The sequence below is a fragment of the Paracoccus niistensis genome (assembly GCF_042432925.1).
In the GTDB taxonomy this organism is placed as follows: Bacteria; Pseudomonadota; Alphaproteobacteria; order Rhodobacterales; family Rhodobacteraceae; genus Paracoccus; species Paracoccus niistensis.
In genome coordinates, this window is the sequence record NZ_JBHLWE010000017.1 from 136,932 (window position 1) to 161,102 (window position 24,171).

A 24,171-nucleotide genomic window follows, 5' to 3' on the forward strand; every position below is an offset into this window, starting at 1 on the left:
AACATGAAAGCGCGGGGAATGTTCCCCGACAGGCTCAGGCGGCCTTGCCGTCGGGCTGTTCCTCGGGACCGGCGGCGGACTGGTCGCCCAGCACGTCCTCGACATAGATCATCCGCACGAGGATGATCGTCACCAGCAGCAGCGGCGTCGCCAGCAGGACGCCCATGAAGCCGAACAGGACGCCGAAGGCCACGACCGCAAGGATGGTCAGGACCGGCGGCAGCGAGCTTGCCTTGCTCTGGATCACCGGCATCAGCACGTTGCCCTCGACCTGCTGGATCACCAGAAACAGGATCGCGGCCTGGACCGCCTCGGTCGGGCCCTGCGCCAGCGCCAGCAGGATCGCGGGAGCCGCGCCCAGCCAGGGGCCGACATAGGGGATGAAGTCCAGCAGCCCCGCGATCAGCCCCAGCGCCATCGCCAGCGGCACCCCGATCAGCCACAGGCCCACGCCCGACAGCACCGCGACGGTCGCCATCGCCAGCCCCTGCCCGATCAGCCAGCGCCACAACCCCCGGCCCAGCGCGTCCATGATCTCGGCCGCGCGCCGGCGCTTGTCGATGGGGATCAGGTGCAGCACGCCCCGCCGGTAAAGCTGCGGGTCCGAGGCGAGGAAGACCCCCACCGTGATGACGATGACCACGTTGGCCACCACGCCCACAACCGTGGACACGGTGCCGCTGATGGTGCCGAGGATGTTCCAGCTTGGCCGTTCCTCGACCGAGGGCACACGCTCCAGCAGGAACTGGCCCCAGGAAAAGCGTTCCAGCAGCGCCTGCGCCTGATCCAGCGCGGCGGGCAGGCTGCGGATGACCTGGTCGACCTGCCCGAAAAGCTGCGGCCCTAGGAAGACGATGCCCAGCACCAGCAGCGCCGCGATGCCCAGCGCCACGACCACCACCCCGGCCGAGGTCGGGATCGGCGTGTGCCGCGACAGCACCAGCGCGAGATGGCGCAGCAGCACCGCCAGCAGGATGCCCGCGAACGCCAGCAGCAGCACGAAGGACAGGTGCCAGGCCGCCAGCACCAGCAGGCCGATCAGCAGGGTGACGAAGACAGCGGCGGGAAGGGCTCGGGGCATGGGGCGCCTGAACTGAGGACCTCGAGGCCCCGCATCCGGTCAGCCGCACGGCACCTCTGGCCCGAGGGTCGCCGAACTTCCCCGCGGACGCAAGCCGCCGGCTGCTTTCCCCCGCGGGTCGGGTCAGGCGCCCGCCAGCAGCCTGCGGGCGAGCGAAAGGTCCTCGGCCAGTTCCGCCCGCGCCTCGGCCGCCCGGCCCGCGTCGGGGATGCGCAGGATATACGAGGGGTGCCAGCTGAGCAGCACGGGGCCGGTGGCCGTCTCCTCGACGGTGCCGCGCCGCTTGGTGATCCCGGCGCCGTTGCCCGTCAGCGCCAGCGCGGCCGTGGCACCCAGGCCGAGGGTCAGTTGCGGCCGGACAAAGTTGCGTTCCAGGTCCAGCCACCACTTGCAGGCCGCGACCTCGCCCTTGTCGGGGGACTGGTGGATGCGGCGCTTGCCGCGCGGGGTGAACTTGAAGTGCTTGACGGCATTCGTCATCCACGCGCCGTTGCGGTCGAGGCCCGCGGCCTGCATCGCCTCGTCCAGCACCTTGCCCGCCGGGCCGACGAAGGGGCGGCCTTGCAGGTCCTCCTGGTCGCCCGGCTGCTCGCCCACGACCATCAGGCGGGCGTCCGCTGGCCCCTCGCCAAAGACCGCCTGCGTGGCATGGCGGCACAGGCCGCAGCGGGTGCAATGCTGGACGGCGGCGCGGGCGTCCTCCAGCGTTCCGATCACCTCGGGCGGTTTCGGCATGGCGGCGCGGTAGCGTTCGGTGATGGTGGCGGCGCGCGCCGGGGCATGGGTCGCGCCCGCCGCCTGCATGGCGCGGACGCGGGCCTCGGCGCCTTCCAGCATGGCCGGGATCTGCGCCGTTTCCGGCATATTCTTCCAGTATTTCAGCGGCATGTGCTGGCGCATGGACCCCAGCTTGATCCGCGCCGGGTTGAAGATGTTGGTGAAATAGGTGGCCCAGAGCGATTCCGCCGCGTCGTCCGGCAGGTCGGGACGCGGGGCGCCGGGGGCGAAGCCGATCTCTCCGTCCTCGAAGATCACGCTGAGGTCCGGGGTGTGGATCGCCCAGTCCATGTCGGAAAAACGGCGGGCGAAGAAGCCGGCGTTCGCCTCGACCACACGATGCTCGGGCTCGAACCAGGCGGCGAAGCGGCGGCGGGTGTCGTCAGAGGGGATCTCGCGGAAGCGGACAAAGGCGCGCATCTTGTGGATGTCGCGGTAAACGGCCTTCTGCAGCGCGCCCAAGCGGCGGACCAGCGGATCGGCCGCGTCCGACAGAAGCTGCGGCTGGTCCTGCAAGCGCATCAGCGCCTGATAGAGCAGGTCAGGCGCGACAGGGTCGCGGTGCAGGATGGCCTTTTCCGCGATGTCCAGAAAGGCGCGCGGCACTTTCAGCGCCCGCCCCTCTCCGACCGGCAGCGGATCGGCGTCGAACAGGCTCTGCTCGGCCTCTCCGACCACCCATTCCACCTGCGCGGGCGGCACGGCATGGGCGGCCAGCCGGCGGGCGGCATCGCGCCAAGCGTCCATCGTCCCGGTCTCGGGCAGGACGACGCGATGCATCAGAACAGGCTCAGCTGCTCGGCCGGAGGCGCGAAGCGGGCGCGCAGGTTTGCGGCGTCGATAAGCCCGCCGGGCGACCAGCCGGGCAGGCTGACGAAGGGCTTGGCCTTGGTCATCGACGCGCCGATGCGAACGAGGTCGTCCCATTGCAGCGTCCGGTGGCGGCGCGCGGACAGAATGCGGTCAACGGTCTTGGTGCCGAAGCCGGGGACGCGCAGAAGCTGCTCCTTCGTGGCGCGGTTCACGTCCACGGGGAAATCCTCGCGGTGCGCCAAGGCCCAGCCGAGCTTGGGATCGACGCCAAGGTCCAGCATCCCGTCGGGGGTGGCCGAGGCGATTTCTTCCGCCTCGAAGCCATAGAAGCGCATCAGCCAGTCGGCCTGATACAGCCGATGCTCGCGGATCAGCGGCGGCTTCACCAGCGGCAGCACCGCCGAGGAATCGGGGATCGGGGAAAAGGCCGAGTAATAGACCCGCTTCAGCCCGTAGCCCGCGTAAAGCCGCGCCGAGGTGTTCAGGATCGTCGCGTCGTTCGCCCCGTCCGCGCCCACGATCATCTGCGTGGACTGGCCCGCCGGGGCAAAGCGCGCGGGGCGCTTGCCGGTGTGGCTTGTCTCGCGGCTCGCCTCGCGGGTGCTGCGGACGCGGGCCATGGCGGTGCGGATCGTCTCGGGGCGCTTTTCGGGGGCCAGCGTGCGGATCGAGTCGTCCTGCGGCAGCTCGATGTTGATGGACAGGCGGTCGGCGTAAAGCCCGGCCTCGTCGATCAGTTCCGGCGAGGCGTCGGGGATGGTCTTGAGGTGGATATAGCCCTTGAAGCCATGCTCTTCCCGCAACGTCTTCGCGATCCGCACCATGTCGGCCATGGTCTGGTCCGGGCTGCGGATGATGCCCGAGGACAAAAACAGCCCCTCGATGTAGTTCCTGCGATAGAACTCCAGCGTCAGGGTCACGACTTCCTCGACCGAGAAGCGGGCGCGCTCGACGTTGCTGCTGACGCGGTTCACGCAATAGGCGCAGTCGAAGATGCAGAAGTTCGTCATCAGGATCTTCAGCAGGCTGATGCAGCGCCCGTCCGGGGTATAGGCGTGGCAGATGCCCGAGCCTTCGGTGGACCCCAGCCCCCCCTTGCGCGCATCGCGCCGTTCCGTTCCGCTGGACGCACAGGAGGCGTCGTACTTCGCCGCGTCCGACAGGATCGCGAGCTTGCGGGAGAGTTCTGGCGTCACGGAAGTTCCCTTGATGTTCCTGTCATATCTAGGGAAACGCGCGCCTCTTTCAACGGGTTTCGCCCGTCCTCCGCCGCGTCAGATGGCGGTCCAGTTCTGTTCCACCACCGCCTCCATCGCGACATAGGTCGAGGTCGAGGTGATATAGGGCAGCGCCGAGATCTTCTCGGCCATGATCTGCCGGAAATGCGCCATGTCGCGCGAGCGCAGCTTGATCTGATAATCGAAGCCGCCCGCGATCATGTAGCATTCCTCGACCTCGGGGATCTGGCGGACGGCGTCGTTGAAGGCCTCCAGCGCCTTCTGCCGGGTGTCGGACATGGATACCTCGACATAGGTCACATGGGTCAGCCCCAGCTTCAGCGGCGACAGGATCGCGCGGTAGCCGGTGATGATGCCGGATTCCTCCAGCCGCTTCAGCCGCTGCGCCACGGGGGTCTTGGACAGCCCCACCGCGCGGGCGAGTTCCGTCAGCGGGATCCGCGCATCGGCCAGCAGGATGGCGAGGATGCGGCGGTCGATGGCGTCCAGGTCCTTCATCCTGTTCCTGTCCTTCAACTTGGCCGTTCGGGCTATGAATTTGACGATCTTTGGTCACATCGTCCAGCGCGGCAGGTGTATCCTGCGCCATCCCTCATCCCCGAGAGCCTGCCATGACCCCTGCCGCCTTCCCCACCCTTGGCCAGGACGCCAAGTTCGCCGACGAAACCGCTGTCCTGGACCGGCTGGTGTCCGAGGCCGCGATCGGCGCGGACACCCGCCAGCGCATCACCCACCGCGCCGCGGCGCTTGTCCGCCGCATCCGCAGCGAGGCCAAGCCCACGCTGATGGAGCATTTTCTGGCCGAATACGGCCTGTCCACCCGCGAGGGCGTGGCGCTGATGTGCCTGGCCGAGGCGATGCTGCGCGTCCCCGACGCCCCCACCATCGACGCGCTGATCGAGGACAAGATCGCGCCCTCGGAATGGAACCGGCATCTCGGGACGGCGGCGTCCTCGCTGGTCAACGCCTCGACCTGGGCGCTGATGCTGACGGGCAAGGTCCTGACCGAGCCGCGCCCCGGCATCGCGGGCACCCTGCGCGGCGCGATCCGCCGCCTGGGCGAGCCGGTGATCCGCACCGCCGTGGGGCGCGCGATGAAGGAGATGGGCCGCCAGTTCGTGCTGGGCGAGACCATCGAGCGCGCGCTGGAACGCGGTGCCAGGCGCGAGGCGCAGGGCTATACCTATTCCTTCGACATGCTCGGCGAGGCCGCGCGGACCGAGGGTGACGCCGCCCGCTATGCCCGCGACTACGAACACGCCATCGCCGCCATCGGGCGCGCGGCCAAGGCGGATTCGATCGTGAAGAACCCCGGCATCTCGATCAAGCTGTCGGCACTGCATCCCCGCTACGAGGTCGCCAAGACCGAGCGGGTCATGGCGGAACTTGTGCCCGTGGTCAGCAGGCTCGCCCGTCAGGCGCGCGAGGCGGGGATCGCGCTGCACGTGGACGCCGAGGAACAGGACCGGCTGGTCCTGTCGCTGCAGGTGATCGACGCGGTGCTGTCGGACACGGCTCTTGCCGGCTGGGACGGCTTCGGCGTCGTGGTGCAGGCCTACGGCAAGCGCGCGGGCGCGGCCATCGACGCGCTGTATGACATGGCGCAGCGTTATGACCGGCGCATGAACATCCGGCTGGTCAAGGGCGCCTATTGGGACAGCGAGATGAAGCTGGCGCAGGTCGGCGGCATGCCGGGCTTCCCGCTGTTCACCTCGAAGACTGCGACGGACGTCGCCTATATCTGCCTCGCGCAGAAGCTCTTCGGCATGGGCGACCGGCTGTTCCCGCAGTTCGCCACCCATAATGCCCATACCGCCGCCGCCGTGCTGGAACTGGCCAATGGCCGCCCCTTCGAGTTCCAGCGCCTGCATGGCATGGGCGAGCGGCTGCACGACATCCTGCTGGCCGAGACCAAGGGCCATTGCCGCATCTATGCCCCCGTCGGCGCGCATCGCGACCTGCTGGCCTATCTCGTCCGGCGGCTCTTGGAAAACGGCGCGAACTCCTCCTTCGTGCACCAGATTGTGGATGAAAGCGTGACGCCGGAATCCATCGCCCGCGACCCCTTCGAGGCGCTGGCCGAGGCGCAGGCGCCCAAGGGCCTGAAGGCACCCGAGGCACTGTTCGCGCCGCACCGCCGGAACTCGCGCGGCTTTGACCTGTCCGACGCGGGCGTCCTGGACCGGATCGAGGCCGCCCGCCGAGTCCCTCTGCCCCCCGCCGCGCCGCTGACGGTGGCCGAGCCCTCGGGCACGACCCGGCCCGTTGTGAGCCCCGCGACGGGCGAGGTCATCGGCGAGGTGACGGAAGCCGACGAGGCCACCGTCGCCCGCGCGCTGGACGACGCCCGCACCTGGGACGCACCGGCGGCGGAACGCGCCGCCACCCTGCGCCGCGCGGCGGACCTGTATGAGGGCAACTTCGGCCCCATCTTCGCCACGCTGGCGCGAGAAGCGGGCAAGACCCTGCCCGATGCCGTGGGCGAGCTGCGCGAGGCGGTGGACTTCTTGCTCTACTACGCCGCCGAAGGCGAGAACGACACGCGCGCGCCCCGCGGCATCTTCGCGGCGATCAGCCCCTGGAACTTCCCGCTGGCGATCTTCACCGGGCAGGTTGCCGCCGCGCTGATGGCTGGAAACGCCGTGCTGGCAAAACCGGCCGAGCAGGCGCCGCTGATCGCGGCCATGGCCGTGCGGCTGCTGCACCAGGCAGGCGTGCCCCGCAGCGCGCTGCAACTGCTGCCGGGCGACGGCGCGACGGTGGGCGCGGCTATCACGGCGGACCCGCGCGTCAAGGGTGTGGTCTTCACCGGCTCGACCGACACGGCGCAGATCATCGCGCGCAGCATGGCGCAGCACCTCGACCCCGGCACGCCGCTGATCGCGGAAACGGGCGGGCTGAACGCCATGATCGCGGATTCGACCGCGCTGCCGGAACAGGCGGTGCGCGACATCGTGGCCTCGGCCTTCCAGTCGGCAGGCCAGCGTTGTTCCGCCCTGCGCTGCCTCTATCTGCAGGAGGACAGCGCGCCGCACGTGATCGAGATGATCAAGGGCGCGATGGACCAGCTGGCGGTGGGCGACCCTTGGCATGTCTCGACCGACGTTGGCCCCGTGATCGACCGCGACGCGCAGGCCAACATCGCTGGATACATCCAGGCGAACGGCAATGCCGTGCTACACCAGGGCGCACAGCCGGACGGCGGCACCTTCGTCGCGCCGACGCTGATCCGCGTGGGAGGCATCGGCGACCTGGAACGCGAGGTCTTCGGCCCCGTGCTGCACGTCGCCACCTTCCCGGCCGAGAAGCTGGACGAGGTCGTGCGCGACGTGAACGCCCGCGGCTTCGGCCTGACCTTCGGCCTGCACACCCGCATCGACGGCCGCGTGCAGGAGATCAGCGAGGCCGTCCACGCCGGCAACATCTACGTCAACCGCAACCAGATCGGCGCGGTTGTCGGCTCGCAGCCCTTCGGCGGCGAAGGGCTGTCGGGCACCGGCCCCAAGGCGGGCGGCCCGAACTACCTGCCGCGCTTCTATGCGCCTGAAGGGGCGGACCTGGCCGAAGGCGCCTTCGAGGGCGCGCAGGACATGGCCGCGCTGGAACGCGCGCTTCGCCAGACCGAGGAGCGCCGCATCGACGAGCGCCTGATGCCGGGCCCGACGGGCGAGATGAACCGCCTGAGCCTCTACACCCGCCCGCCGCTGCTGTGCCTCGGCCCCGGTCCGGGCGCGGCCCGCGCCCAGCGCGCGGCGGTCGAGGCACTGGGTGGATCGGCCGTCGAGGCCACGGGCCGGGTCGAGCCCGCCGCGCTGGCGCATCTCGACGGCTTCTCGGGCGCGCTGTGGTGGGGCGAGGCCGAGCTGGCCGAGGCTTACGCGCAGGCGCTGGCCGGGCGGAAAGGCCCGGTCCTGCCGCTGATCACGGCGATGCCCGACCGCGCCCATGTCGCGCATGAGCGGCATCTCTGCGTGGACACCACGGCGGCGGGCGGCAACGCGGCGCTACTGGCGGGGTGAACGTGAAGGCGGCGCCTGTCGCGGGCGCCGCCTTTCGATCCTGACTTGGGATTGGGGTCACGCCCGTGAAATAATGAAACCGCCCGAAGCTGCCTTCGGGCGGTTTTCTTGTTCCGGGCAGTGTCCTGCCGCCGAAAGCGGACCAGCGCTTACGCCTTCTCGCCAAAGGGCGCGCGTTCCAGCCGCTCCAGCATCTCCACCTCCTCGGCCGTCAGCGCGATGCCTTCCGCCGCCGAGCGCTTGCGCGCCTCGAAGCGGCGTTGGGACGGCAGGCGGGCGCCCTGGCCCAGGATCGCCTCGAACAGCGTCTCGGCGCGGGCGAAGGGATCGCCACGGCCGGCGGCGAAGCGTTCGGGCGAGAAGGCGAGGATCAGCTCGCCGTGGTGCGGGCCGAGGGTCGTGGTGCCGAGATAGTCGAGGCATTCGGCACTGGTCAGGTCGCCGATCATGGCGGCGGCCAGAAGCTCGATCATGGTCGAGATGGCCGAGCCCTTGTGGCCGCCGAAGGGCAGCATCGCGCCCGCCAGCGCCTCGGCCGGGTCGGTTGTGGGGTTCCCGTCGCGGTCCACCGCCGTGCCCTCGGGCAGCGGGCGGCCCTCGATCCGGTGCAGTTCCACGTCGCCCCGCGCCATGACCGAGGTGGCGAAGTCGAAGACGTAAGGGGACGCGCCCTTGCGCGGCCAGCCGAAGGCGAAGGGATTGGTGCCCAGAAGCGGCGCGGCTCCACCGGCAGGCGCGACGGTCGAATAGCTGGGGCACATCGCCATCGCGGCAAGGCCCTCGGCGGTGATCGCCTCGATCTCGGGCCAGAGCGCCGAGATATGGGTGCAGGAGTTCACGACCATCGCCGCGAGCCCGTGCTGCCGCGCCCGTGCCACAAGCACCGGCAGGCCCACGGCGAAGGCGGCGGTGGAAAACGCGCCCTTCGCATCGACGCGCACGATGGGCGAGCCGTCGTCCTGCAGTTCCGGCTCGGCCTGCGGCTGGACCTTTCCGGCGGCGACGGTGCGCAGGCAACCCTCGATCCGGTAGATGCCGTGCGACTTGCAGGCGTCGCGCTCGCCCGCGACGATGGTGGCCGCCAGCGTTTCCGCCTGAAGCTGCGACAGGCCCGCGGCCGCGAAGATGCGCGTGACCCTTTCGGCCAGGGCCTCGGGACTGACGGTGATCGGTTGGGCCATCATGCGCTCCTTTTCTTGCGGAAAAGGCGCCCTCAGCGGGCGCCCCAGGTATCGGTCAGCCGGTAGCCCTCGGGCCAGGGGTCCGAGGGGTCCAGCATGTGCTGGTGGATGCCGGTGATCCAGCCGCGCCCCGATATCTCGGGGCGGATCGCGGGCAGGTCGCCCACGGTGGTCGTGCCGAGGATGCGGCCGGCGAAGGTTGAGCCGATCAACGAGACAGCGGTCAGGCGGTCGTCCATCCCCATCTGCCCACGCGCGTGCAGGACGGCCATGCGCGCCGACAGTGCCGTGCCGGTAGGCGAGCGATCCACCTTGCCGGGACGGATCGCTACGGCGGCGCCGGCGCGGAGCTCGTTGCCTTCCCGCGTCACCGGGCCTGCGAAAAGACAGAAGGAGAAATGCCGCCAGTCGGGATTGGTCGGATGGTGGAAGCCAAGCTGCTCGTCGGCGGCCCTGGTGATGCGGACGCCGAGGCGGGCGATGTCATGCGCCTCGTCCGGGGTCAGCGAAAAGCCCATCGCGGCGGCGTCCACGATGACGAAGCTGTCGCCGCCGTAAGCGGTGTCCACGGTCAGGGAACCGATCCCCTCCACTTCCAAGGACGCGTCCAGCCTGCCCGCGAAGCTCGGCAGGTTCTCGACGAAGATGCGCTCGGCCTTGCCGTCCCTGCACTCGGCGCGGACGCGGACGAGGCCGCCGGGGGCTTCCAGCGTGATGCGCGTCTCGGGTTCGGTCATCGGCAGGATGCCCGCGTCCAGCAGCACCGTGGACACGCAGATCGAGTTCGAGCCGGACATGGGCGGCGTGTCCTCGGGCTCCATGATGATGAAGGCGGCGTCGGCCTCGGGGTTCTTCGGCGGCACCAGCAGGTTGACGTGGCGGAAGACGCCGCCGCGCGGCTCGTTCAGGACGAAGTTGCGCAGGGTGTTGTCGCGGGCGATCCAGCGGGACTGCTCCCACAGCGTCTCGCCGGGCGGGGGCGTCACGCCGCCCACGATCACGTCGCCGACCTCGCCCTCGGCATGGGCGGAGATCACGTGGATGGTCTTGCTGCTGCGCATCGCGGCCTCTCAGGTCAGCCAGTCGGGGATGGGGGCGGCGCGGCCGGTGCGCGCGGCGCGGGCGCAGTCGGCAAGGCTGCCGAAGCGCAGCGGGCGGCCGGACAGGCCGGGGCCGTAATGGGCGTATTTGCCCGAATTCGTCATCACCGCCCGTGCCTGCGGGGGAAACACCGGCTCGGTGATGGAACACCAACAGAGGTCGGGGATGACCTGCACGCCGTTGGCTTTCAGCCGCGCAAGCGTGCCGTCGCGGCCGAGGTCGGCGATGATCGCGCGGCCTGCGGTGACGATCAGCGGGATGGCGACGGGGCCGTCCAGCAGGTCGGCAAGCATCCGGCATTCGGGGGCCGAGGCATGTGGGCTGCCGACGGCGATCAGGTCCACCTGCTCGGGGCGGCCGTTCAGCTCGGTCCAGGCCCGCGAAAGATCGGCGCGGGTGATGCGGCCTTGGGCTGCATGGGGCAGCGGGGGCAGATGCGCCTCGGGCGTGACGCCCTCGACATGCAGCATCGGGGCGGAGGAAGTGGTGCCGAAGGCCCCGCACATGGCCTTCAGGTCGTCGGTCGATGGGTTCAGCCCCGCCACTCCGCGCAGCAGCGGGATCGAAGCCCCGGCGGCATGGCCCGCGACATAGCCGAGGAGCGGCCAGAAGGAGTCATCCGCGCCCTCGGGGGCCTCCACGTCCAGCACCAGCGCGGGGTGGCGGGCCTCCTCAAGATAGACCCCGGCCAAGGGGGCGCGGCCCGTGACGGCCATGCAGAGGTCGAGGTAATCGGGGTGCTTCGGCGTCCGCGCGCCGAGGACCGTGTTGGCGAAGATCACCGCGTTCGACTCCGCCCAGGCGATGTCTTCCCCCGCCGCCGGGCGGTCGGTCAGCAGATAGGGCGCGCAGGTGAAGCTGGGGCGGCAGCCCATGCGGACATAGGCGTCGGCCAGGCGCGAGGCGCGGGCGCCGAAATCGGGATCGACCCCCTGCCCCGGCCAGCCCTCGCGGTCCACCGAGATCGCGTTGATCGTCGTGGGCACCCGCACCTTCGCGCCGAGGTCTGCCATCTTCTCGGCGAAGATCAGGTTCGCCGGATGGGCGAGGATGGTGCCGTCCATGTGGCCGCGCGTGATGCCGGTCAGGCGCTCGGCCCCCTGCTGGCGGGCCATGGCGCAGACGATCCGCATGGCAAGTGCCGCCGCCTCGCCGTCCCGGCCATCAAGGATCGCGCGGTCCTCAGGGGTCAGCGTCAGGGCGGTGTCGGGGGCGTCTTCGATCGGGATCGAGAGGCCGCCGCCGGTGATGGCATCCGCCTCGATCCGCAGGCTCGGCTGGGCAGACAGGCGGGCGAAGTCCTCGGGGCTGACGCGCAGGACCGGCATCGTGCGGCCGAACATCTCGGCCCCGATCAGGGCGCCAAGGGTCAGGATGTCCTCGGGTTCGGAAAACACCAGCGCCGCCGGGGCACGGGCGTTCAGCATCAGGTCCAGCATGACGCCCGAGCCGGAACAGGACCCCCGGCTGGTCGGCATCATCGCCACGGCCCCGGCCAGCGCCTGCCCATGCGCCGGGTGATGGGCGTCGATGACGCGGGCGGTTTCGGGATCGACGCCGCCCCAGAAGCTGAGGCCCTCGGCCATTGCAAGGACTGGACCTTCCGCCAGCCCCGGCAGGATGCGGCGGGCGGTCATTTCACGACGAAGCCGTGGGCGAAGGGGTCACGCTCGTCGATGAAGATGGTGTTGTAGCCGGTCATCCGCGCCCAGCCCGCGACCGAGGGGATGATGGCGTCGCGGTCGCCCACGCGGGCGGCGGCCTCGACCCGGCCCTTGAAGATCGAGCCGATGATGGATTCGTGCCAGAACTCGTCCCCGACCTTCAGCTTTCCCTTGGCGGCCAGCTGCGCCATGCGGGCCGAGGTGCCGGTGCCGCAAGGGCTGCGGTCGATGGCCTTGTCGCCATAGAAGACGGCATTGCGGGCGTGCGCGCCCTCAACCGTCGGCTGGCCGGTCCAGAGGATGTGGCTCAGCCCGTTGATCGCCGGATGCTCGGGGTGGGTGAAGTCGTATTTCGCGTTCAGCGCCGCCCGCAGCTTGGGCGACCAGCCGATCAGCTCTCCGGCCGTGTGGTCGGCCATGTCGCGGAAGTTCTTCTGCGGCTCGACGATGGCGTAGAAGTTGCCGCCATAGGCCACGTCCACCACGATCTCGCCCAGGCCCTCGACCTCGGCCGTCAGCCCCTCGGCGTAAAGGAAGCCGGGGACGTTGGTCAGGCGCACTTCCTCGACGAAGCGGCCTTCCTGCCGGTAGGTCACGTCCACGCGGCCGGCGGGGGCGTCGATCGACAGCTTCCCCGGCTCGCGCGGCTGGATCAGGCCGTTCTCGATCCCCATGGTGATGGTGCCAATCAGCCCGTGGCCGCACATGGGCAGGCAGCCCGAGGTTTCGATGAACAGCACCGCCACGTCGCAGTCGGGGCGCGTCGGCGGATAGAGGATCGAGCCCGACATCATGTCGTGACCGCGCGGCTCGAACATCAGGCCGGTGCGGATCCAGTCGAAGTCGCGCAGGAAATGGGCGCGGCGTTCCAGCATCGTCGCCCCTTCCAGCCGCGGGCCGCCGCCCGAGACGAGCCGCACCGGGTTGCCGCAGGTATGCCCGTCGATGCAGGAGAAGGTGTGGGTCGTCATGCGAAGCTCCGGAAGCGTTGCGGCGAGAAGGCCGCGAGGTCGATGGCAGGGGTGCGGCCGGTCAGCAGGTCCGCGACCAGCCGGGCGGTGCCGGGGGATTGCGTCAGGCCGAGGTGGCCGTGGCCGAAGGCATAGGTCACGCGGGGCGTCGCCCGCGCCCGGCCGATGGCGGGCAGGCTGTCGGGCAGCGAGGGGCGGAAGCCCATCCACTGCACGCCGCCTTCGGTCTTCAACGCCGGAAGGAAGGCCTTGGCCTTCTTCAGCATCGCCTCGGACCGGCGGAAGTTCGGGGGCAGCTTGAGCCCGCCCAGTTCCACCGCCCCGCCGACGCGGATGCCGGTGGACAGGCGCGAGACGACGAAGCCGTGGCCGCCAAAGGTCACCTGCGTCCTCAGGTCAAGCGCCTCCGGGGGCAGCGTGGTGTTGTAGCCGCGTTCGGTTTCCAAGGGGATGCGCTCGCCCAGGGTGCGGGCGAGGCGGTGGGAAAAGGCCCCCGCCGCGACGACCACCTGCGCGGCGGTGAAGCTGCGGCCGTCGGTGGCGCGCAACTCGACGCCCGCGTCAGTGGGACGCAGGGCGGCGATCTCGGCGGTCTCGATGGCCCCACCACGGGCGCGGACGTGATCGGCCAGCGCCAGTGTGTAAAGCTTGGGGTCCGCGATGGAATACCAGCCGGGCGTGAAGGTGCCGTGGGTGAAACGCGGAGACAGGCCGGGCTGGACCTGCGCCATCTCGCCCGCGTCCATGTGGCGGAACTCGATCCCGTGGCGGGCGCGGGCGTCCCAGCCGGGCAGGCTCGCGTTGAACTCGGCCTGCGATTCATAGACCTGCAGGTTGCCCTCGCGCCGAAGCATGTCCGCCGTGCCGGTCAGGGCCAGAAAGCCCTCCAGTTCGGCCTTGGACAGGTCCATCAGCGCCGTCTGCGCGACGATGGACCGCGCCACCCGGTCGGGCGCGCAGGCCCGGCCAAAGCGCAGCATCCAGGGCGCGATCCGCAGGGCGTAAGCCGGCGGCACGGTCAGCGGTCCCAAGGGGTCCAGCAGCCAGCGCGGCGCCTTCCGCAGGATGCCCGGCGAGGCCAGCGGCAGGATATCGGTGAAGGCGAAGGCCCCCGCGTTTCCGGCCGAGGCGCCCGCCGCCGGGCCTTCCCGGTCGATCACGGTGACCGACAGGCCGCGATCCTGCGCGGCGGCAGCGATGGAGAGGCCGACGACGCCGGCCCCGATGACGATCAGTTCCGCAGTCATGTCAGTGGGTCGCGGCCAGGAACTTCTGCAGCTCGGGGTCCTTGGGCGCCCCGAACAGCTCGGCGGGCGGCGCGATCTCGGCCATCACGCCCTTGTGGAAGAAGGCCACGCGGTCGGAGACCTCGCGGGCGAACTTCATCTCATGCGTGACGCAGATCATGGTCATGCCCTCGGACGCCAGCATCCGCAGCGTGTCCAGCACCTCGCCCACCAGCATGGGGTCGAGCGCCGAGGTCACCTCGTCGAACAGCATGTAGGACGGCGACATGGCCAGCGCCCGGGCGATCGCCATGCGCTGCTGCTGGCCGCCCGACATGCGCGTCGGATAGACGCCCAGCTTGTCGCCAAGGCCCACATGGGTCAGCTGCTTGACCGCGACCTCCTCGGCCTGGGCCTTCGACATGCCCAGCACCTTGCGGGGGGCAAGGGTCACGTTTTCCAGCACCGTCAGGTGGGGGAAGGCGTTGAACTGCTGGAAGACGATGCCGATCTTCTGGCGCAGCTTGTTGAGGTCGGTGGACTTCGCGTGGACCTCGATCCCGTCCACGACGATGCGGCCGCCGTTGATGGGTTCGAGCCCGTTGATGCAGGTCAGCAGCGTCGATTTGCCCGACCCCGAGCCGCCGATCACTGTCAGCACCTCGCCCTTGTCGACGGTCAGGTCGATGCCCTTCAGCACCTCGAGCGAGCCGAAGGATTTGCGGACGTTCTCGATCTCAATCATTGGACCAGCGCCTTTCAAGATAGCCGCCAAGCCGGGCCAGCGGGAAGCTGATGAGGAAATAGAAGGCCCCGCAGATCATCAGCAGGAACAGCGGCTCCTGCAGGCGGGTGATGAGGATCTGCGTGGATTTCAGCAGCTCCGTCACCTGCACGACATAGACGAGGGCCGAGTCCTTCATGACCCCCAGCGCGAGGCCGATCCAGGAGGGCAGCGCGACGCGCGTCGCCAGCGGCATGACGATGTTGGTCATGTCCTGCCGCCAGGTCAGCCCAAGCGACCGCGCGGCGCGGCGGGTGGTCATCGGCACGGCCTCGATGCCGCCGCGCACGATTTCCGCGCAATAGGCGGCGGTGTACATGGTCAGCACCCCGCAGGCGACGGTGAAGCCGGACATCCGCAGCTTCAGCACCACGCCCAGGAAGGCGTTCGCCAGCACAAGCTGGATCAGCAGGGGTACGGACCGGAAGACGTCCAGCACGAAGGTCAGGGGCGCGGCCCACCAGGGGCCGACCTGATAGCGGACCACCCCGAAGATGATGCCAAGGATGGTGCCCAGCGCCACCGAGATCAGGGTGACAAGGATGGTGACGCCCGCGCCCTTGGCGAGGAAGACAAGGTCGGCGGTGCTCAGGGCCGTGTCGAACATGCGTGCCCCCTCAGTACCGGAACATGCGCCAGGCGATCAGCCGCGCGGCGGTCTGGATCACCTTGACGATCAGATAGAAGATGACGGCCGCGATGGCGAACAGCTCGAAGGTGCGGAAGGTCAGCGCGTTCAGGTCCTGCGTCACACCGAAAAGGTCGGTGTTCATCCCCACGGTCACGCCCAGCGAGGTCATCAGCACCGCCCAGACCATCTGGTTCGTCATGGGCAGGAAGGCGATGCGCAGCATCTGCGGCATGACGATATGGCGGAAGGCCTGCAGCGCGCTCATCCCCAGCGAGCGGCCGGCGCGGGTCTGCGTTTCCGGGATGGCCTTCAACGCGCCGCGGAAGTTTTCCGCCAGATAGCCTGCGTTGTTGAAGGTGATGCCCACCAGAAGCGAGACATAGGGGCTGAGATGGATGCCGAAGCTGGCCAGCCCGAAATGGGCCATGTAGATCTGGAACAGCGCGGGGGTGTTGCGCGCGACCTCGACCCAAGTTGTGGCGATGGCGCCGAGGATCCGGCTGCCGGACCGACGGAACACCGTCAGCAGGACTGCCAGCACGATGCCGATGACCATCGACAGGATGGCGATCTGCATGGTGACAAGGGCGCCGTCCAGCATCTGCGGCAGGCGCGCGAGGGCCTGCTTCCACTGGAATGTGTAACCGAACATGCCTGATCCTGTCCGTGTCGGGGAACGCGGCGCGGGTCGTTCCGCGCCGCGCCTTGGATCAGCGGTAGACGCCGTTCACGGTCAGGTCGGCGGGCTCGCCCTCGCCCACCCATTTCGCGTAAAGCTCGGCGTAGCGGCCGGTGCGGACCTGCTGGTTCACGAACAGATTCAGGTAGTTGATGAGGCCGTATTCCTCGCGCAGCGTGAACAGCGCGACATAGTCCGGCACCATCGGCGCCTTGTCCACGACGCGGATGCCGGGGAAGTTGCCCGACTTGACGTTGGCGTTGGCGACCTCGACCGTCGAGACGGTGGCGTCGAGCTGCCCCTGGCTCAGCGCCAGGAAGACGTCTGCCTGGGTCTGGTAGGGACGGAACTCGCCCTCGCCCCATTCCTTGACCTTGCCTTCCAGCCAGATCGCCTCGTAGGTGCCGGCGGTAGCGCCCACGGTCTTGCCCTTCATGCCTTCCCAGTTCGTCATCTCGACGCCTTCGCGGGCGACGACGGCGTTTTCGAAGGCATAATAGGGAACCGACATGCCGACGGTCTTGGCCCGTTCCAGCGTGTCCGAGGTCGAGGCCACGCCCACGTCCACCCGGCCCGCCATCAGCGCGGGGATGCGCTCGGGGAAGGGGGTTTCCACGATCTCGGCGGTGACGCCAAGGGCCGCGGCCAGGTCGTTGCAGTAATCGACGTCGAAGCCGATCGGGTTGTTCTGATCGTCGCGCATCCCCATGGGCGGGAAGTCCAGCACCACCGCGCAGCGCAGCGTGCCCGAGGCGATGATGTCGTCCAGCTTGTCGGCCTGGGCCGCGCCGGCGATGGCGGTGGCGGCGACCAGCGCCGCACCGAAGATCGAGGTCTTCATTGTCACACTCCCTGTCTGGCTCTCTGGCCGTTCGTCCTGACGTCGTCAGCTACCCGCGCGACTTGCAGCGGATCAACCTGATAATTCCGACAGTATTCCACATCGACCCGGCAAATCGACAGCTTGCTTTCAGGTGTAGTCGCCGGGGGCGGCGCCGGGCAGCCTGGTCCATTCGGCGTACCAGGCGCGGAACTGGTTGAACTGCGCCTCGGCCCAGGCGCGCTGGCTGGGGCTGAGCTCGTCCGTCTCGTTGAAATGCAGCGTATATTCCGCATCACCCTGCATGACCATCATGTGCTTGTAATAAAGCACGAGGTCCGTGCCCTCGTCCCATGACGACAGCACCTCAAGGGCCTCGCCCAGTTCGCGCGCGCGCAGGCGGGCACTCACGTTGCCCGCGGCGGCGGCCTTGGCCAGCGCGACGAAATGCAGGATCTCCTTCGGGATCACGTTGCCGATGCCGGTGATGGTCCCGGTCGCGCCCGCCTTGACATAGCCGTGGAAGACGCCGGTATCGACGCCCGCCATCAGGATCACCTCCGGGTCGGCGCTGGTGATGTGCTCGGCCGCGTAGGTCATCGCCTTGGTGCCGCCGAATTCCTTGAAGCCAACGAGGTTCGGATGCTCGGCGCGCAGGGCGAAGAACAGGTCCGCCTTGGTCTCGAAGCCGTAATGCGGGCTGTTGTAGATCACCGCCGGCAGGTCCGGCGCGGCCGCCAGAATGGCCTTGAAGTGGTTCTTCTGCGCGATGGGCGAGCTGCCGCGCGACAGGACGCGCGGGATCACCATCAGCCCCGCCGCGCCGACCTTCTGCGCATGGGCCGCATGGGCCACGGCAGCGCCCGAGTTCACCGCGCCGGTTCCGACGATGACCGGCACCCCGGCCTTCACCAGCCGTTCCACGCCTTCCATCCGCTGCGCATCCGTCAGCAGCGGCCAGTCGCCCATCGAGCCGCAGTAGACGACCGCCGACATGCCGGCCGCGATCAGATCCTGCGCCTTGCGGACCAGCGCGTCGAAGTCGGGCTGACGGTCGGCGGTGCAGGGCGTCATCAGCGCGGGGATCACGCCGGTGAAAATGTCGGTCTTCATGCTGGCTCCTTCGGCGCAGGGAAAGTGTGCGCGCCCCGAATCTGTGGTCAGGAGCATTCTTGCCGGATTGTATTTTCCATGTCGACAAAAATTTTCGATCAGAGCGGCACGTCCTCGCGGCGGTCACGGGCGAAGAAGGACTGGATCTGGCGGATGATCTGGTCGGCGTGGGCCCGGCCCAGCCGGTCGCACAGCTCGACGTCGCCCGCCTCGATCGCGGCGATGATGTCCTCGTGCTCGCCCACGATGCTTTGCGGCAGGCGGTCGTTGTAGGACTGGTAATACAGCCGCAGAAGCCGCCTCCCTTCGTCCAGCACGCGCAGAAAGAAGGCGATGTAGTAAGGGTTGCCGCCCGCATCCGCGATGGCGGCATGGAAGGCGCGGTTGGTGGCGATCATCGCCAGCGCGTCCTGCGCCTCGACCGCGGCGGCGAACTGCGCCTGGCGGGCACGGATGGTCGCCAGATCGGCGTCGCTGCGGTTCAGCGCGGCCAGCCGCGTCGTCACGCGATACATCAGCGTCATCGCGTCGAAGAAGTGATGCAGGTTCAGGAAGTCGATGTTGGCGACGATGGCCGAGCGGTTGGGCAGCGTCTCGATCAGCCCCTCGCCCGCCAGCCGCAGCAGGGCCTCGCGGATGGGCGTGCGGGACATGCCGAAGCGTTCGGCCAGCGCGACCTCGTCGATGGGGGTGCCGGGGGGCAGGACCAGTTCCAGGATCTCGTCGCGCAGCGCGTCATAAACCAGACGAACGCCCGAGCCGCGCTTGCGTTCGGATGGCGAATCAGGGGTGTCGGGCATCCGGCAGGCTCCAGCGCAAAGGGAAATCGCCGCCTGCTAGCGGTCCCGGGCAAAAGCGTAAAGGCTGGAAGATGGTACCGCCTCCCCGGCTTGAACGGGGGACCTCTGGATCCACAATCCAGCGCTCTAACCAACTGAGCTAAGGCGGCACAGGCGAAGCAGATAAATCGTCGCGGCGCCCGATGCAAGCGCATCTTGCCGTCTGCGGGCGCACTCGGCTAGACCGATCCGCGTCACAGCCATGCAAGGGGATCGCGCGATGGGCATCAACAAGGAAAGCGACGTCGCCGCCAACCTGCAGATCGGGCCGACCGACCTCGGGATGGTCCGCATCTATGTCGAGGGCGAAGGGATCGACCTGCCGCTGGACTTCGATCCCGAGGAAGCTACCGAGATCGCCGAGGAACTGCTGGCCGCCGCCGAGGCCGCGCGCGAGATCGGCCAGGGCGGCGCCAAGCCCAAGGGCAAGCCCCGCCCCAAGGGTCCCGCGCGGCGCTGAACCTGCCTGCGCGGTGGATAACTCGAGGAAGCCGTCGAACAGAGCGGCTCCCCTGCCCTATCCCTCGGTGAAGGCCCCCGGATCATTCACGCGCACCAGCCGGCAGGCCGCGACCCGCGCAATGTCGCGCAGCACCCGCGCCCGCCGCGCGGCGGCCAGCTTTGCCACGGGCGCCATCCGGGCGAGTTCCGCGCCATAGGGGTCGGCGACCAGCAGGCCATTGTCCTCGGGCAGAAGCTCCACAGGAAAATCGCAGTCGGTCGCCCAGAAGAAGCGGTCGCACCATTCGAGGTAGCCCTGCCACTTGCGGTCGCCCGTGAAATCCGCGCGGCAGCTCTTGCATTCGACGATCCAGATCTCGCCCGAAGGCGTGACCGAGATCACGTCCACCCGCAGTCCCGGCGCGGGCACGAATTCAAGCAGCGGCGCGTGGCCCATGCCCAGCAGCATCCGCGCGACGCCTCGGGCCAGCCTGTGGCCGGGCTGCGCGGGCAGCAGGTCGGCGGGGGATGAAACGTCGTCATGCATGCGCGCCACCATGAACGAAGCGGAAACATCCCGCAAGCGCGCGGGCCCGTGCAGGACGCTCTTGCGCAGCCCGCGCGTCCTTCCTACCTAGAAGAAAGGCGGGTTTCTGCTCTTCTCGTGATCGGCCATTTTTCCCACTGGCCTATAACTTCTCCGAGGGGGCTGGCTCTGTCAGGGCCCTGGTCCTGTTAACCGGCACCCACCTGGACATCCAGGCTTTCGGGGGAACCTGCGCCGTCACGGTCGCTGCGGTTCCCGCCACATCCAAAAGGCCGCCCCTTCGCGGGGGCGGCCTTTTCCATGGGCGCAAGGGTCACGGCAGGTGCGGCCAAGAAGAAAGGGCGGCCTTGCGACCGCCCCTTCCCGAGAGAGGTTCCGATCGAGGGAAGATCAGAACCCGACAACCAGCGAGACGCCGACCGTGTTGTCGGTGCGGATTTCCCGCTCCGAGTTGTATTCCGACTTGTAGGACACGCGGGTCGCGAGGTTGTCCGACATGCGGAAGTTCAGGCCCAGTTCGTTGGTCGCCAGGTCGTTGGCGTCCGACGTCAGGTAGTCGGTGTCGTTGGTCAGGAAGAAGTTGTCGTTGAACGCGTGGTAGAAGCGCGACGACACGATGTAGCCGGTGTCGGTGTTCGACTCGAGGCCGTCATCTTCCGCGAAGTCCACCAGCTGGGTGTAGCGGATACCGACACCAGCCTGCACGCGCCATGCGGTCTGCTGGTTGTTGATGATCCGGTAGCCCGGGCCGATGCCGATGAACGCGTCGCGCTTGGCGCGGCCTTCGTATTCGGCGATCTCGTCCGCGTCGAGGACGGGGTCGAGGTCTTCCCACTCTTCGGCCAGACCGTCGGTGCTCACGCGGCCCAGAATGAACGCGTAGAGCTGGTCGTTAAAGTAGTAGTTGCCGTCATAGATGACGGAGGTGTCCTCGGTTTCCTTGTCGCCGTCGTCATCCTCGCTGAATTCCAGGAAGATGCCGACCGACTGCTGGAACGGGCCCGCGTTGTGCGACAGGCGGCCGCCCAGGGTGAAGTCCTGGTTCTCGTCGTTGCCATCGCGGCCGGTGTAGGACAGCGCGATCGAGCCGAACAGACCTTCGCGGGCGCTGTCGGGGCGACCGAAGCGGCGCGGGTCGCTGGAGCGGGCGAAATCGTCTTCGACCGCATCCTCGACGTCGGTGATCTGCTCGTTGATGTTGCCCGCGCCGATGATGCTGGCGCCAGGGGCGAATTCAGTCTGTGCGAACGCCGGGGCGCCAAGCAGAATGGCCAGGGCGGACGCACTCGCGAACAGGGAAATCTTTTGCATTCTGAGCCTCTCGATCCTTCTGCGACCACTCAGATGGGTCGCTCGATGATACAACGCGGATCTATGGATCAGGTGCCCAAGCGTTAAGACCCGGGGACAAGACCCGAAGCTCACGGGAACGTGATGGAACCGGCACAGAGCCGATCAGGAAGGCTCCCGACCTGCCAAAGAAGGGTTGCCTCGGCAAAAAGAACAACGTGGGCACAAGGGGTTGCGCAACCAAGGCGCGACGGCTTGCAGGCCGACTGCGCTGTGCGTTGAAAGAAGCCCGGCCCTGCAGTGCAGAGCCGGGCCGGATCGGACTGTTGCAAAACTCGCACAATTCCCGTGGCAAACTGACCCGGAAACGCTCCCGCTCAGCGGCGGCGGGACGCGGCCGGGGCAGGCGCCAGCACCGGCTCGGGCGTCGCCACGGGGGCGCGGGTGCCGCCGCGCGGGCCGTCCTCGGGCTCGGCCATGCGCATGATGGCGATGGCGAACTGCACGCCCGCAAAGACGATGGTGTTGAAGATCACCAGAAGCCCCAGCGCAAGCCAGCCCCCGGTGGTTTCCAGCGTCAGGTGGCGCAGGTTCGCCACGTCCAGCCCGACAAGCGCCGCCGTGAAGGCCAGCGCCAGCAGAAAGCCGAAGAAGATGTTGCGGATATAAAGGCGGATGAGTTCGGGCATCGCGCGACCTCCCATGCGTGATCCCTGTTATGTAGGGACCCGCATTCCGCCTGTCACCGCCCGGAAAGGCTCAAAACGCTTCCGGACGGGCGGCGCGGGCCATGTGGTCCAGCACGGCGTTGACGAAGCGCGCTTCCTTTCCTTCGGGGAAGAAGGCGTCGGCGACGGCGACATATTCGGAAATCACCACGCGGGGCGGCGTATCCGTTCCCACCAGTTCGGACCCGGCGGCGCGGAAGACCGCGCGCAGGACCGGGTCGATGCGGTCGATCGGCCACTTGGCGACCAGCGCGCGGTCGGTCATCTGGTCGATCCGCGCCTGCCAGTTGACGGCACCGTCCACGATCCGTTCGAACAGGTCCTCGTCGGCCTCGGGCGAGGTGCCCTCGTCATAATCGACGCCGATGCGCCAGTTGGCGAACTCGCGCACCACGCGGTCCGCGGACTGGTCGGCGGCTTCCATCTGGAACAGGGCCTGCACGGCATACACGCGGGCGGCGGCGCTGAGCGCACGGCGGTTGGGGCGGGGGTTCTGTGACAGGTCGCTCATCCCTGGGCCGATCCGTCGAGTTCGCCCGCCAGGCGGATCACGTCGCGGGGGCCTTCGTCACGGCCGAAGCCCACGGGGCGTTTTGCCCCGGCCCAGCGGCGCTGCAGCGCGATCAGGTGCAGGGCTGCGGCGGCGGCCCCGCCGCCCTTGTTCTGGCCCTGCGGATCGGCGCGCACCACGGCCTGGTCCATGTTTTCCACTGTCAGGATGCCGTTGCCGATGCACAGTCCCTGCAGCCCCAGCAGCGTCAGCCCGCGCGAGCTGTCGTTGCAGACGGTGTCGTAATGCGTGGTCTCGCCCCGGATTACGCAGCCCAGCGCCACATAACCATCGTATTGCGCAAGCCGCCCGGCCATGGCGATGGCGGTCGGGATCTCCAGCGCCCCCGGCACCTCGACCAGATCGACCGTGCCCCCCGCCCTCTCGGCCGTGGCCCTTGCGCCGGCGATCAGGTCGTCGGCGACCGCGCGGTAATAGGGCGCGACCACGATCAGCAGCCGGGCCGGCTCATCGAAGGCCGGGACGGGCAGGGTGTAATGTTCGGTCAGCGCGGCCATGGCGGATCAGTCCTGCGGAATCGGGCGGGTGGAATGGATGGAAAGCCCATAGGCGTCAAGCCCGACGATCTTCAGCGGCGCCGAGTTCGTCAGCAGCACCATCTCGTGGATGCCCAGCGTGGCAAGGATCTGCGCCCCCAGCCCATAGTTGCGCAGGGTGTGCGATCCGGTCTCTCCGGGCTTGGGCAGCGTGGGCGACAGGTCGCGCAGCAGGACAACCACGCCCCGGCCCTCGGCGGCGATCATCCGCATCGCGGCGGGCAGGTCGCTGGCGCGGCCGATGCCGAGGACGTCGTGCAGAGGGTCCAGCGAATGCATCCGCACCAGCACCGGCTCGGAGGTGGTCAGGTCGCCCTTGCTCAGCACGATATGCTCGGCGCCCTGCGCCTCGTCGGCGAAGACGCGCATCATCCATTCGCCGCCATGGACCGAGGTCACGGCGCGGGCATCGCGTTCGGCGATCAGGTTGTCGTGGCGGCGGCGATAGGCGATCAGGTCGCTGATGGTGCCGATCTTCAGCCCGTGCTTCTGCGCGAAGGCCACGAGGTCCGGCAGCCGCGCCATCGAGCCGTCGTCGTTCATGATCTCGCAGATCACGCCCGAGGGGTTCAGCCCGGCCAGCCGGGCGATGTCCACGGCGGCCTCGGTATGGCCCGCGCGGACCAGCACGCCGCCGGTGCGGGCGCGCAGCGGAAAGACATGGCCCGGCGTGGCGATGTCACCCGCGCCCTTGGTCGGGTCGATGGCGACCGACACGGTGCGGGCGCGGTCATGGGCGGAAATGCCGGTGGTGACGCCCTCGCGCGCCTCGATGGACAGGGTGAAGGCGGTTTCGTGGCGGCTCGAGTTCTTGGGGCTCATCAGCGGCAGGCCCAGGGCGTCGATCCGCTCGCCCGGCAGCGACAGGCAGATCAGGCCGCGGCCATGGGTCGCCATGAAGTTGATCGCGTCGGGCGTCGCCATCTGCGCGGGGATGACCAGGTCGCCCTCGTTTTCGCGGTCCTCGTGGTCGACAAGGATGAACATGCGGCCGTTGCGGGCGTCCTCGATGATCTCCTCGATCGGGGAGACGGCATCCGACCAGTCGCGTTCGACCGGTCCGGGCTGTTCATATTCCATCGTGGCACCCTGCAGACATTTGGGGTTGCCTTAACCGAAGC

General features: G+C 68.7%; 23 protein-coding genes and 1 tRNA gene. 2 read left to right on the plus strand and 22 right to left on the minus strand.

The features are described 5' to 3' along the window. Positions 1–34: 34 nt before the first annotated feature. The 4 genes from ACFFII_RS04975 to ACFFII_RS04990 form a co-directional block, all read right to left on the minus strand. Positions 35–1,081, minus strand: coding sequence for an AI-2E family transporter (locus ACFFII_RS04975; protein ID WP_377697786.1), 1,047 nt, complete (start codon positions 1,079–1,081; stop codon positions 35–37). Between the two features lie 123 nt (positions 1,082–1,204). Beyond that, positions 1,205–2,638, minus strand: a complete 1,434-nt coding sequence (locus ACFFII_RS04980) for a UdgX family uracil-DNA binding protein (protein WP_377697787.1) — start codon at positions 2,636–2,638, stop codon at positions 1,205–1,207. Then, positions 2,638–3,867: a putative DNA modification/repair radical SAM protein gene (locus tag ACFFII_RS04985; protein WP_377697788.1), complete on the minus strand. Its 1,230-nt coding sequence runs from the start codon at positions 3,865–3,867 to the stop codon at positions 2,638–2,640. The genes ACFFII_RS04980 and ACFFII_RS04985 overlap by 1 nt, the downstream gene beginning before the upstream one ends. A gap of 78 nt (positions 3,868–3,945) precedes the next feature. Further along, positions 3,946–4,407: an Lrp/AsnC family transcriptional regulator gene (locus ACFFII_RS04990; protein ID WP_377697789.1), complete on the minus strand. Its 462-nt coding sequence runs from the start codon at positions 4,405–4,407 to the stop codon at positions 3,946–3,948. Between the two features lie 113 nt (positions 4,408–4,520). On the opposite strand from ACFFII_RS04990, the gene putA reads away from it, so the two are divergent. Next, positions 4,521–7,928, plus strand: a complete 3,408-nt coding sequence (gene putA, locus ACFFII_RS04995) for a bifunctional proline dehydrogenase/L-glutamate gamma-semialdehyde dehydrogenase PutA (protein WP_377697790.1) — start codon at positions 4,521–4,523, stop codon at positions 7,926–7,928. 149 nt (positions 7,929–8,077) lie between these two features. Here putA and ACFFII_RS05000 read toward each other — a convergent pair whose 3' ends face one another. The 12 genes from ACFFII_RS05000 to ACFFII_RS05055 all read right to left on the minus strand — a co-directional run bounded on the left by ACFFII_RS05000 (position 8,078) and on the right by ACFFII_RS05055 (position 19,047). After that, positions 8,078–9,109: an Ldh family oxidoreductase gene (locus tag ACFFII_RS05000; protein WP_377697791.1), complete on the minus strand. Its 1,032-nt coding sequence runs from the start codon at positions 9,107–9,109 to the stop codon at positions 8,078–8,080. 32 nt (positions 9,110–9,141) lie between these two features. After that, on the minus strand, positions 9,142–10,170 hold the full coding sequence (locus ACFFII_RS05005; RefSeq protein WP_377697792.1) for a trans-3-hydroxy-L-proline dehydratase: 1,029 nt from the start codon (positions 10,168–10,170) through the stop codon (positions 9,142–9,144). 9 nt (positions 10,171–10,179) lie between these two features. Next, entirely contained in the window at positions 10,180–11,847 is a 1,668-nt protein-coding gene (gene lhpI / locus ACFFII_RS05010) for a cis-3-hydroxy-L-proline dehydratase (RefSeq protein WP_377697793.1), read from the minus strand. Continuing rightward, positions 11,844–12,845, minus strand: a complete 1,002-nt coding sequence (locus ACFFII_RS05015; RefSeq protein ID WP_377697794.1) for a 4-hydroxyproline epimerase — start codon at positions 12,843–12,845, stop codon at positions 11,844–11,846. The genes lhpI and ACFFII_RS05015 overlap by 4 nt, the downstream gene beginning before the upstream one ends. Beyond that, entirely contained in the window at positions 12,842–14,092 is a 1,251-nt protein-coding gene (locus ACFFII_RS05020; protein ID WP_377697795.1) for an NAD(P)/FAD-dependent oxidoreductase, read from the minus strand. Before ACFFII_RS05020 ends, ACFFII_RS05015 begins: the two co-directional genes overlap by 4 nt. 1 nt (position 14,093) lies before the next feature. Next, on the minus strand, positions 14,094–14,816 hold the full coding sequence (locus tag ACFFII_RS05025; RefSeq protein ID WP_377697796.1) for an amino acid ABC transporter ATP-binding protein: 723 nt from the start codon (positions 14,814–14,816) through the stop codon (positions 14,094–14,096). Beyond that, positions 14,809–15,462, minus strand: a complete 654-nt coding sequence (locus tag ACFFII_RS05030; RefSeq protein ID WP_377697797.1) for an amino acid ABC transporter permease — start codon at positions 15,460–15,462, stop codon at positions 14,809–14,811. The genes ACFFII_RS05025 and ACFFII_RS05030 overlap by 8 nt, the downstream gene beginning before the upstream one ends. A 10-nt stretch (positions 15,463–15,472) precedes the next feature. Beyond that, entirely contained in the window at positions 15,473–16,138 is a 666-nt protein-coding gene (locus ACFFII_RS05035) for an amino acid ABC transporter permease (RefSeq protein ID WP_377697798.1), read from the minus strand. A gap of 58 nt (positions 16,139–16,196) precedes the next feature. Then, on the minus strand, positions 16,197–17,006 hold the full coding sequence (locus tag ACFFII_RS05040; protein ID WP_377697799.1) for an ABC transporter substrate-binding protein: 810 nt from the start codon (positions 17,004–17,006) through the stop codon (positions 16,197–16,199). A gap of 129 nt (positions 17,007–17,135) precedes the next feature. Then, complete coding sequence (locus tag ACFFII_RS05045) at positions 17,136–18,098, minus strand: dihydrodipicolinate synthase family protein (RefSeq protein ID WP_377697800.1); 963 nt, start codon at positions 18,096–18,098, stop codon at positions 17,136–17,138. Between the two features lie 98 nt (positions 18,099–18,196). Further along, positions 18,197–18,898, minus strand: coding sequence for a GntR family transcriptional regulator (locus tag ACFFII_RS05050; protein ID WP_377697801.1), 702 nt, complete (start codon positions 18,896–18,898; stop codon positions 18,197–18,199). 72 nt (positions 18,899–18,970) lie between these two features. Beyond that, a tRNA-His gene (locus ACFFII_RS05055) sits at positions 18,971–19,047 on the minus strand. 110 nt (positions 19,048–19,157) lie between these two features. On the opposite strand from ACFFII_RS05055, the gene ACFFII_RS05060 reads away from it, so the two are divergent. Next, a complete protein-coding gene (locus tag ACFFII_RS05060; protein ID WP_090754338.1) occupies positions 19,158–19,397 on the plus strand; it encodes a DUF6324 family protein in 240 nt (79 codons plus the stop codon). Positions 19,398–19,454: 57 nt separating this feature from the next. Here the strand turns inward: ACFFII_RS05060 and ACFFII_RS05065 are convergent, their stop codons facing one another. From ACFFII_RS05065 to ribB, 6 genes are all read right to left on the minus strand, one after another. Beyond that, the gene (locus tag ACFFII_RS05065; RefSeq protein ID WP_377697802.1) at positions 19,455–19,925 is read right to left on the minus strand and encodes an MmcB family DNA repair protein; all 471 of its coding nucleotides are present in this window, start codon (positions 19,923–19,925) and stop codon (positions 19,455–19,457) included. A gap of 390 nt (positions 19,926–20,315) precedes the next feature. Then, on the minus strand, positions 20,316–21,236 hold the full coding sequence (locus tag ACFFII_RS05070; RefSeq protein ID WP_377697803.1) for a DUF481 domain-containing protein: 921 nt from the start codon (positions 21,234–21,236) through the stop codon (positions 20,316–20,318). Between the two features lie 356 nt (positions 21,237–21,592). Then, entirely contained in the window at positions 21,593–21,904 is a 312-nt protein-coding gene (locus ACFFII_RS05075) for a hypothetical protein (RefSeq protein ID WP_377697804.1), read from the minus strand. A gap of 70 nt (positions 21,905–21,974) precedes the next feature. Further along, positions 21,975–22,454, minus strand: a complete 480-nt coding sequence (nusB, locus tag ACFFII_RS05080; RefSeq protein WP_377697805.1) for a transcription antitermination factor NusB — start codon at positions 22,452–22,454, stop codon at positions 21,975–21,977. Beyond that, positions 22,451–23,011: a 6,7-dimethyl-8-ribityllumazine synthase gene (locus ACFFII_RS05085; protein WP_377697806.1), complete on the minus strand. Its 561-nt coding sequence runs from the start codon at positions 23,009–23,011 to the stop codon at positions 22,451–22,453. Before ACFFII_RS05085 ends, nusB begins: the two co-directional genes overlap by 4 nt. 6 nt (positions 23,012–23,017) lie before the next feature. Continuing rightward, positions 23,018–24,130, minus strand: a complete 1,113-nt coding sequence (gene ribB, locus ACFFII_RS05090) for a 3,4-dihydroxy-2-butanone-4-phosphate synthase (protein WP_377697807.1) — start codon at positions 24,128–24,130, stop codon at positions 23,018–23,020. Positions 24,131–24,171 lie beyond the last annotated feature (41 nt).

What these genes read in the sequence shown, in the direction of transcription:
- ACFFII_RS05065 (WP_377697802.1), bottom strand. Translation starts at nt 19,925, where the DNA reads ATGCATGACGACGTTTCATCCCCCGCCGACCTGCTGCCCGCGCAGCCC.
- ACFFII_RS04975 (WP_377697786.1), bottom strand. Translation starts at nt 1,081, where the DNA reads ATGCCCCGAGCCCTTCCCGCCGCTGTCTTCGTCACCCTGCTGATCGGC.
- ACFFII_RS05040 (WP_377697799.1), bottom strand. Translation starts at nt 17,006, where the DNA reads ATGAAGACCTCGATCTTCGGTGCGGCGCTGGTCGCCGCCACCGCCATC.
- ACFFII_RS05035 (WP_377697798.1), bottom strand. Translation starts at nt 16,138, where the DNA reads ATGTTCGGTTACACATTCCAGTGGAAGCAGGCCCTCGCGCGCCTGCCG.
- ACFFII_RS04980 (WP_377697787.1), bottom strand. Translation starts at nt 2,638, where the DNA reads ATGCATCGCGTCGTCCTGCCCGAGACCGGGACGATGGACGCTTGGCGC.
- ACFFII_RS05075 (WP_377697804.1), bottom strand. Translation starts at nt 21,904, where the DNA reads ATGCCCGAACTCATCCGCCTTTATATCCGCAACATCTTCTTCGGCTTT.
- ACFFII_RS05045 (WP_377697800.1), bottom strand. Translation starts at nt 18,098, where the DNA reads ATGAAGACCGACATTTTCACCGGCGTGATCCCCGCGCTGATGACGCCC.
- ACFFII_RS05000 (WP_377697791.1), bottom strand. Translation starts at nt 9,109, where the DNA reads ATGGCCCAACCGATCACCGTCAGTCCCGAGGCCCTGGCCGAAAGGGTC.
- ACFFII_RS05030 (WP_377697797.1), bottom strand. Translation starts at nt 15,462, where the DNA reads ATGTTCGACACGGCCCTGAGCACCGCCGACCTTGTCTTCCTCGCCAAG.
- ACFFII_RS05005 (WP_377697792.1), bottom strand. Translation starts at nt 10,170, where the DNA reads ATGCGCAGCAGCAAGACCATCCACGTGATCTCCGCCCATGCCGAGGGC.
- ACFFII_RS05085 (WP_377697806.1), bottom strand. Translation starts at nt 23,011, where the DNA reads ATGGCCGCGCTGACCGAACATTACACCCTGCCCGTCCCGGCCTTCGAT.
- ACFFII_RS05070 (WP_377697803.1), bottom strand. Translation starts at nt 21,236, where the DNA reads ATGCAAAAGATTTCCCTGTTCGCGAGTGCGTCCGCCCTGGCCATTCTG.
- ACFFII_RS05060 (WP_090754338.1), top strand. Translation starts at nt 19,158, where the DNA reads ATGGGCATCAACAAGGAAAGCGACGTCGCCGCCAACCTGCAGATCGGG.
- ribB (WP_377697807.1), bottom strand. Translation starts at nt 24,130, where the DNA reads ATGGAATATGAACAGCCCGGACCGGTCGAACGCGACTGGTCGGATGCC.
- ACFFII_RS05020 (WP_377697795.1), bottom strand. Translation starts at nt 14,092, where the DNA reads ATGACTGCGGAACTGATCGTCATCGGGGCCGGCGTCGTCGGCCTCTCC.
- lhpI (WP_377697793.1), bottom strand. Translation starts at nt 11,847, where the DNA reads ATGACCGCCCGCCGCATCCTGCCGGGGCTGGCGGAAGGTCCAGTCCTT.
- ACFFII_RS04990 (WP_377697789.1), bottom strand. Translation starts at nt 4,407, where the DNA reads ATGAAGGACCTGGACGCCATCGACCGCCGCATCCTCGCCATCCTGCTG.
- ACFFII_RS05015 (WP_377697794.1), bottom strand. Translation starts at nt 12,845, where the DNA reads ATGACGACCCACACCTTCTCCTGCATCGACGGGCATACCTGCGGCAAC.
- putA (WP_377697790.1), top strand. Translation starts at nt 4,521, where the DNA reads ATGACCCCTGCCGCCTTCCCCACCCTTGGCCAGGACGCCAAGTTCGCC.
- nusB (WP_377697805.1), bottom strand. Translation starts at nt 22,454, where the DNA reads ATGAGCGACCTGTCACAGAACCCCCGCCCCAACCGCCGTGCGCTCAGC.
- ACFFII_RS05050 (WP_377697801.1), bottom strand. Translation starts at nt 18,898, where the DNA reads ATGCCCGACACCCCTGATTCGCCATCCGAACGCAAGCGCGGCTCGGGC.
- ACFFII_RS05025 (WP_377697796.1), bottom strand. Translation starts at nt 14,816, where the DNA reads ATGATTGAGATCGAGAACGTCCGCAAATCCTTCGGCTCGCTCGAGGTG.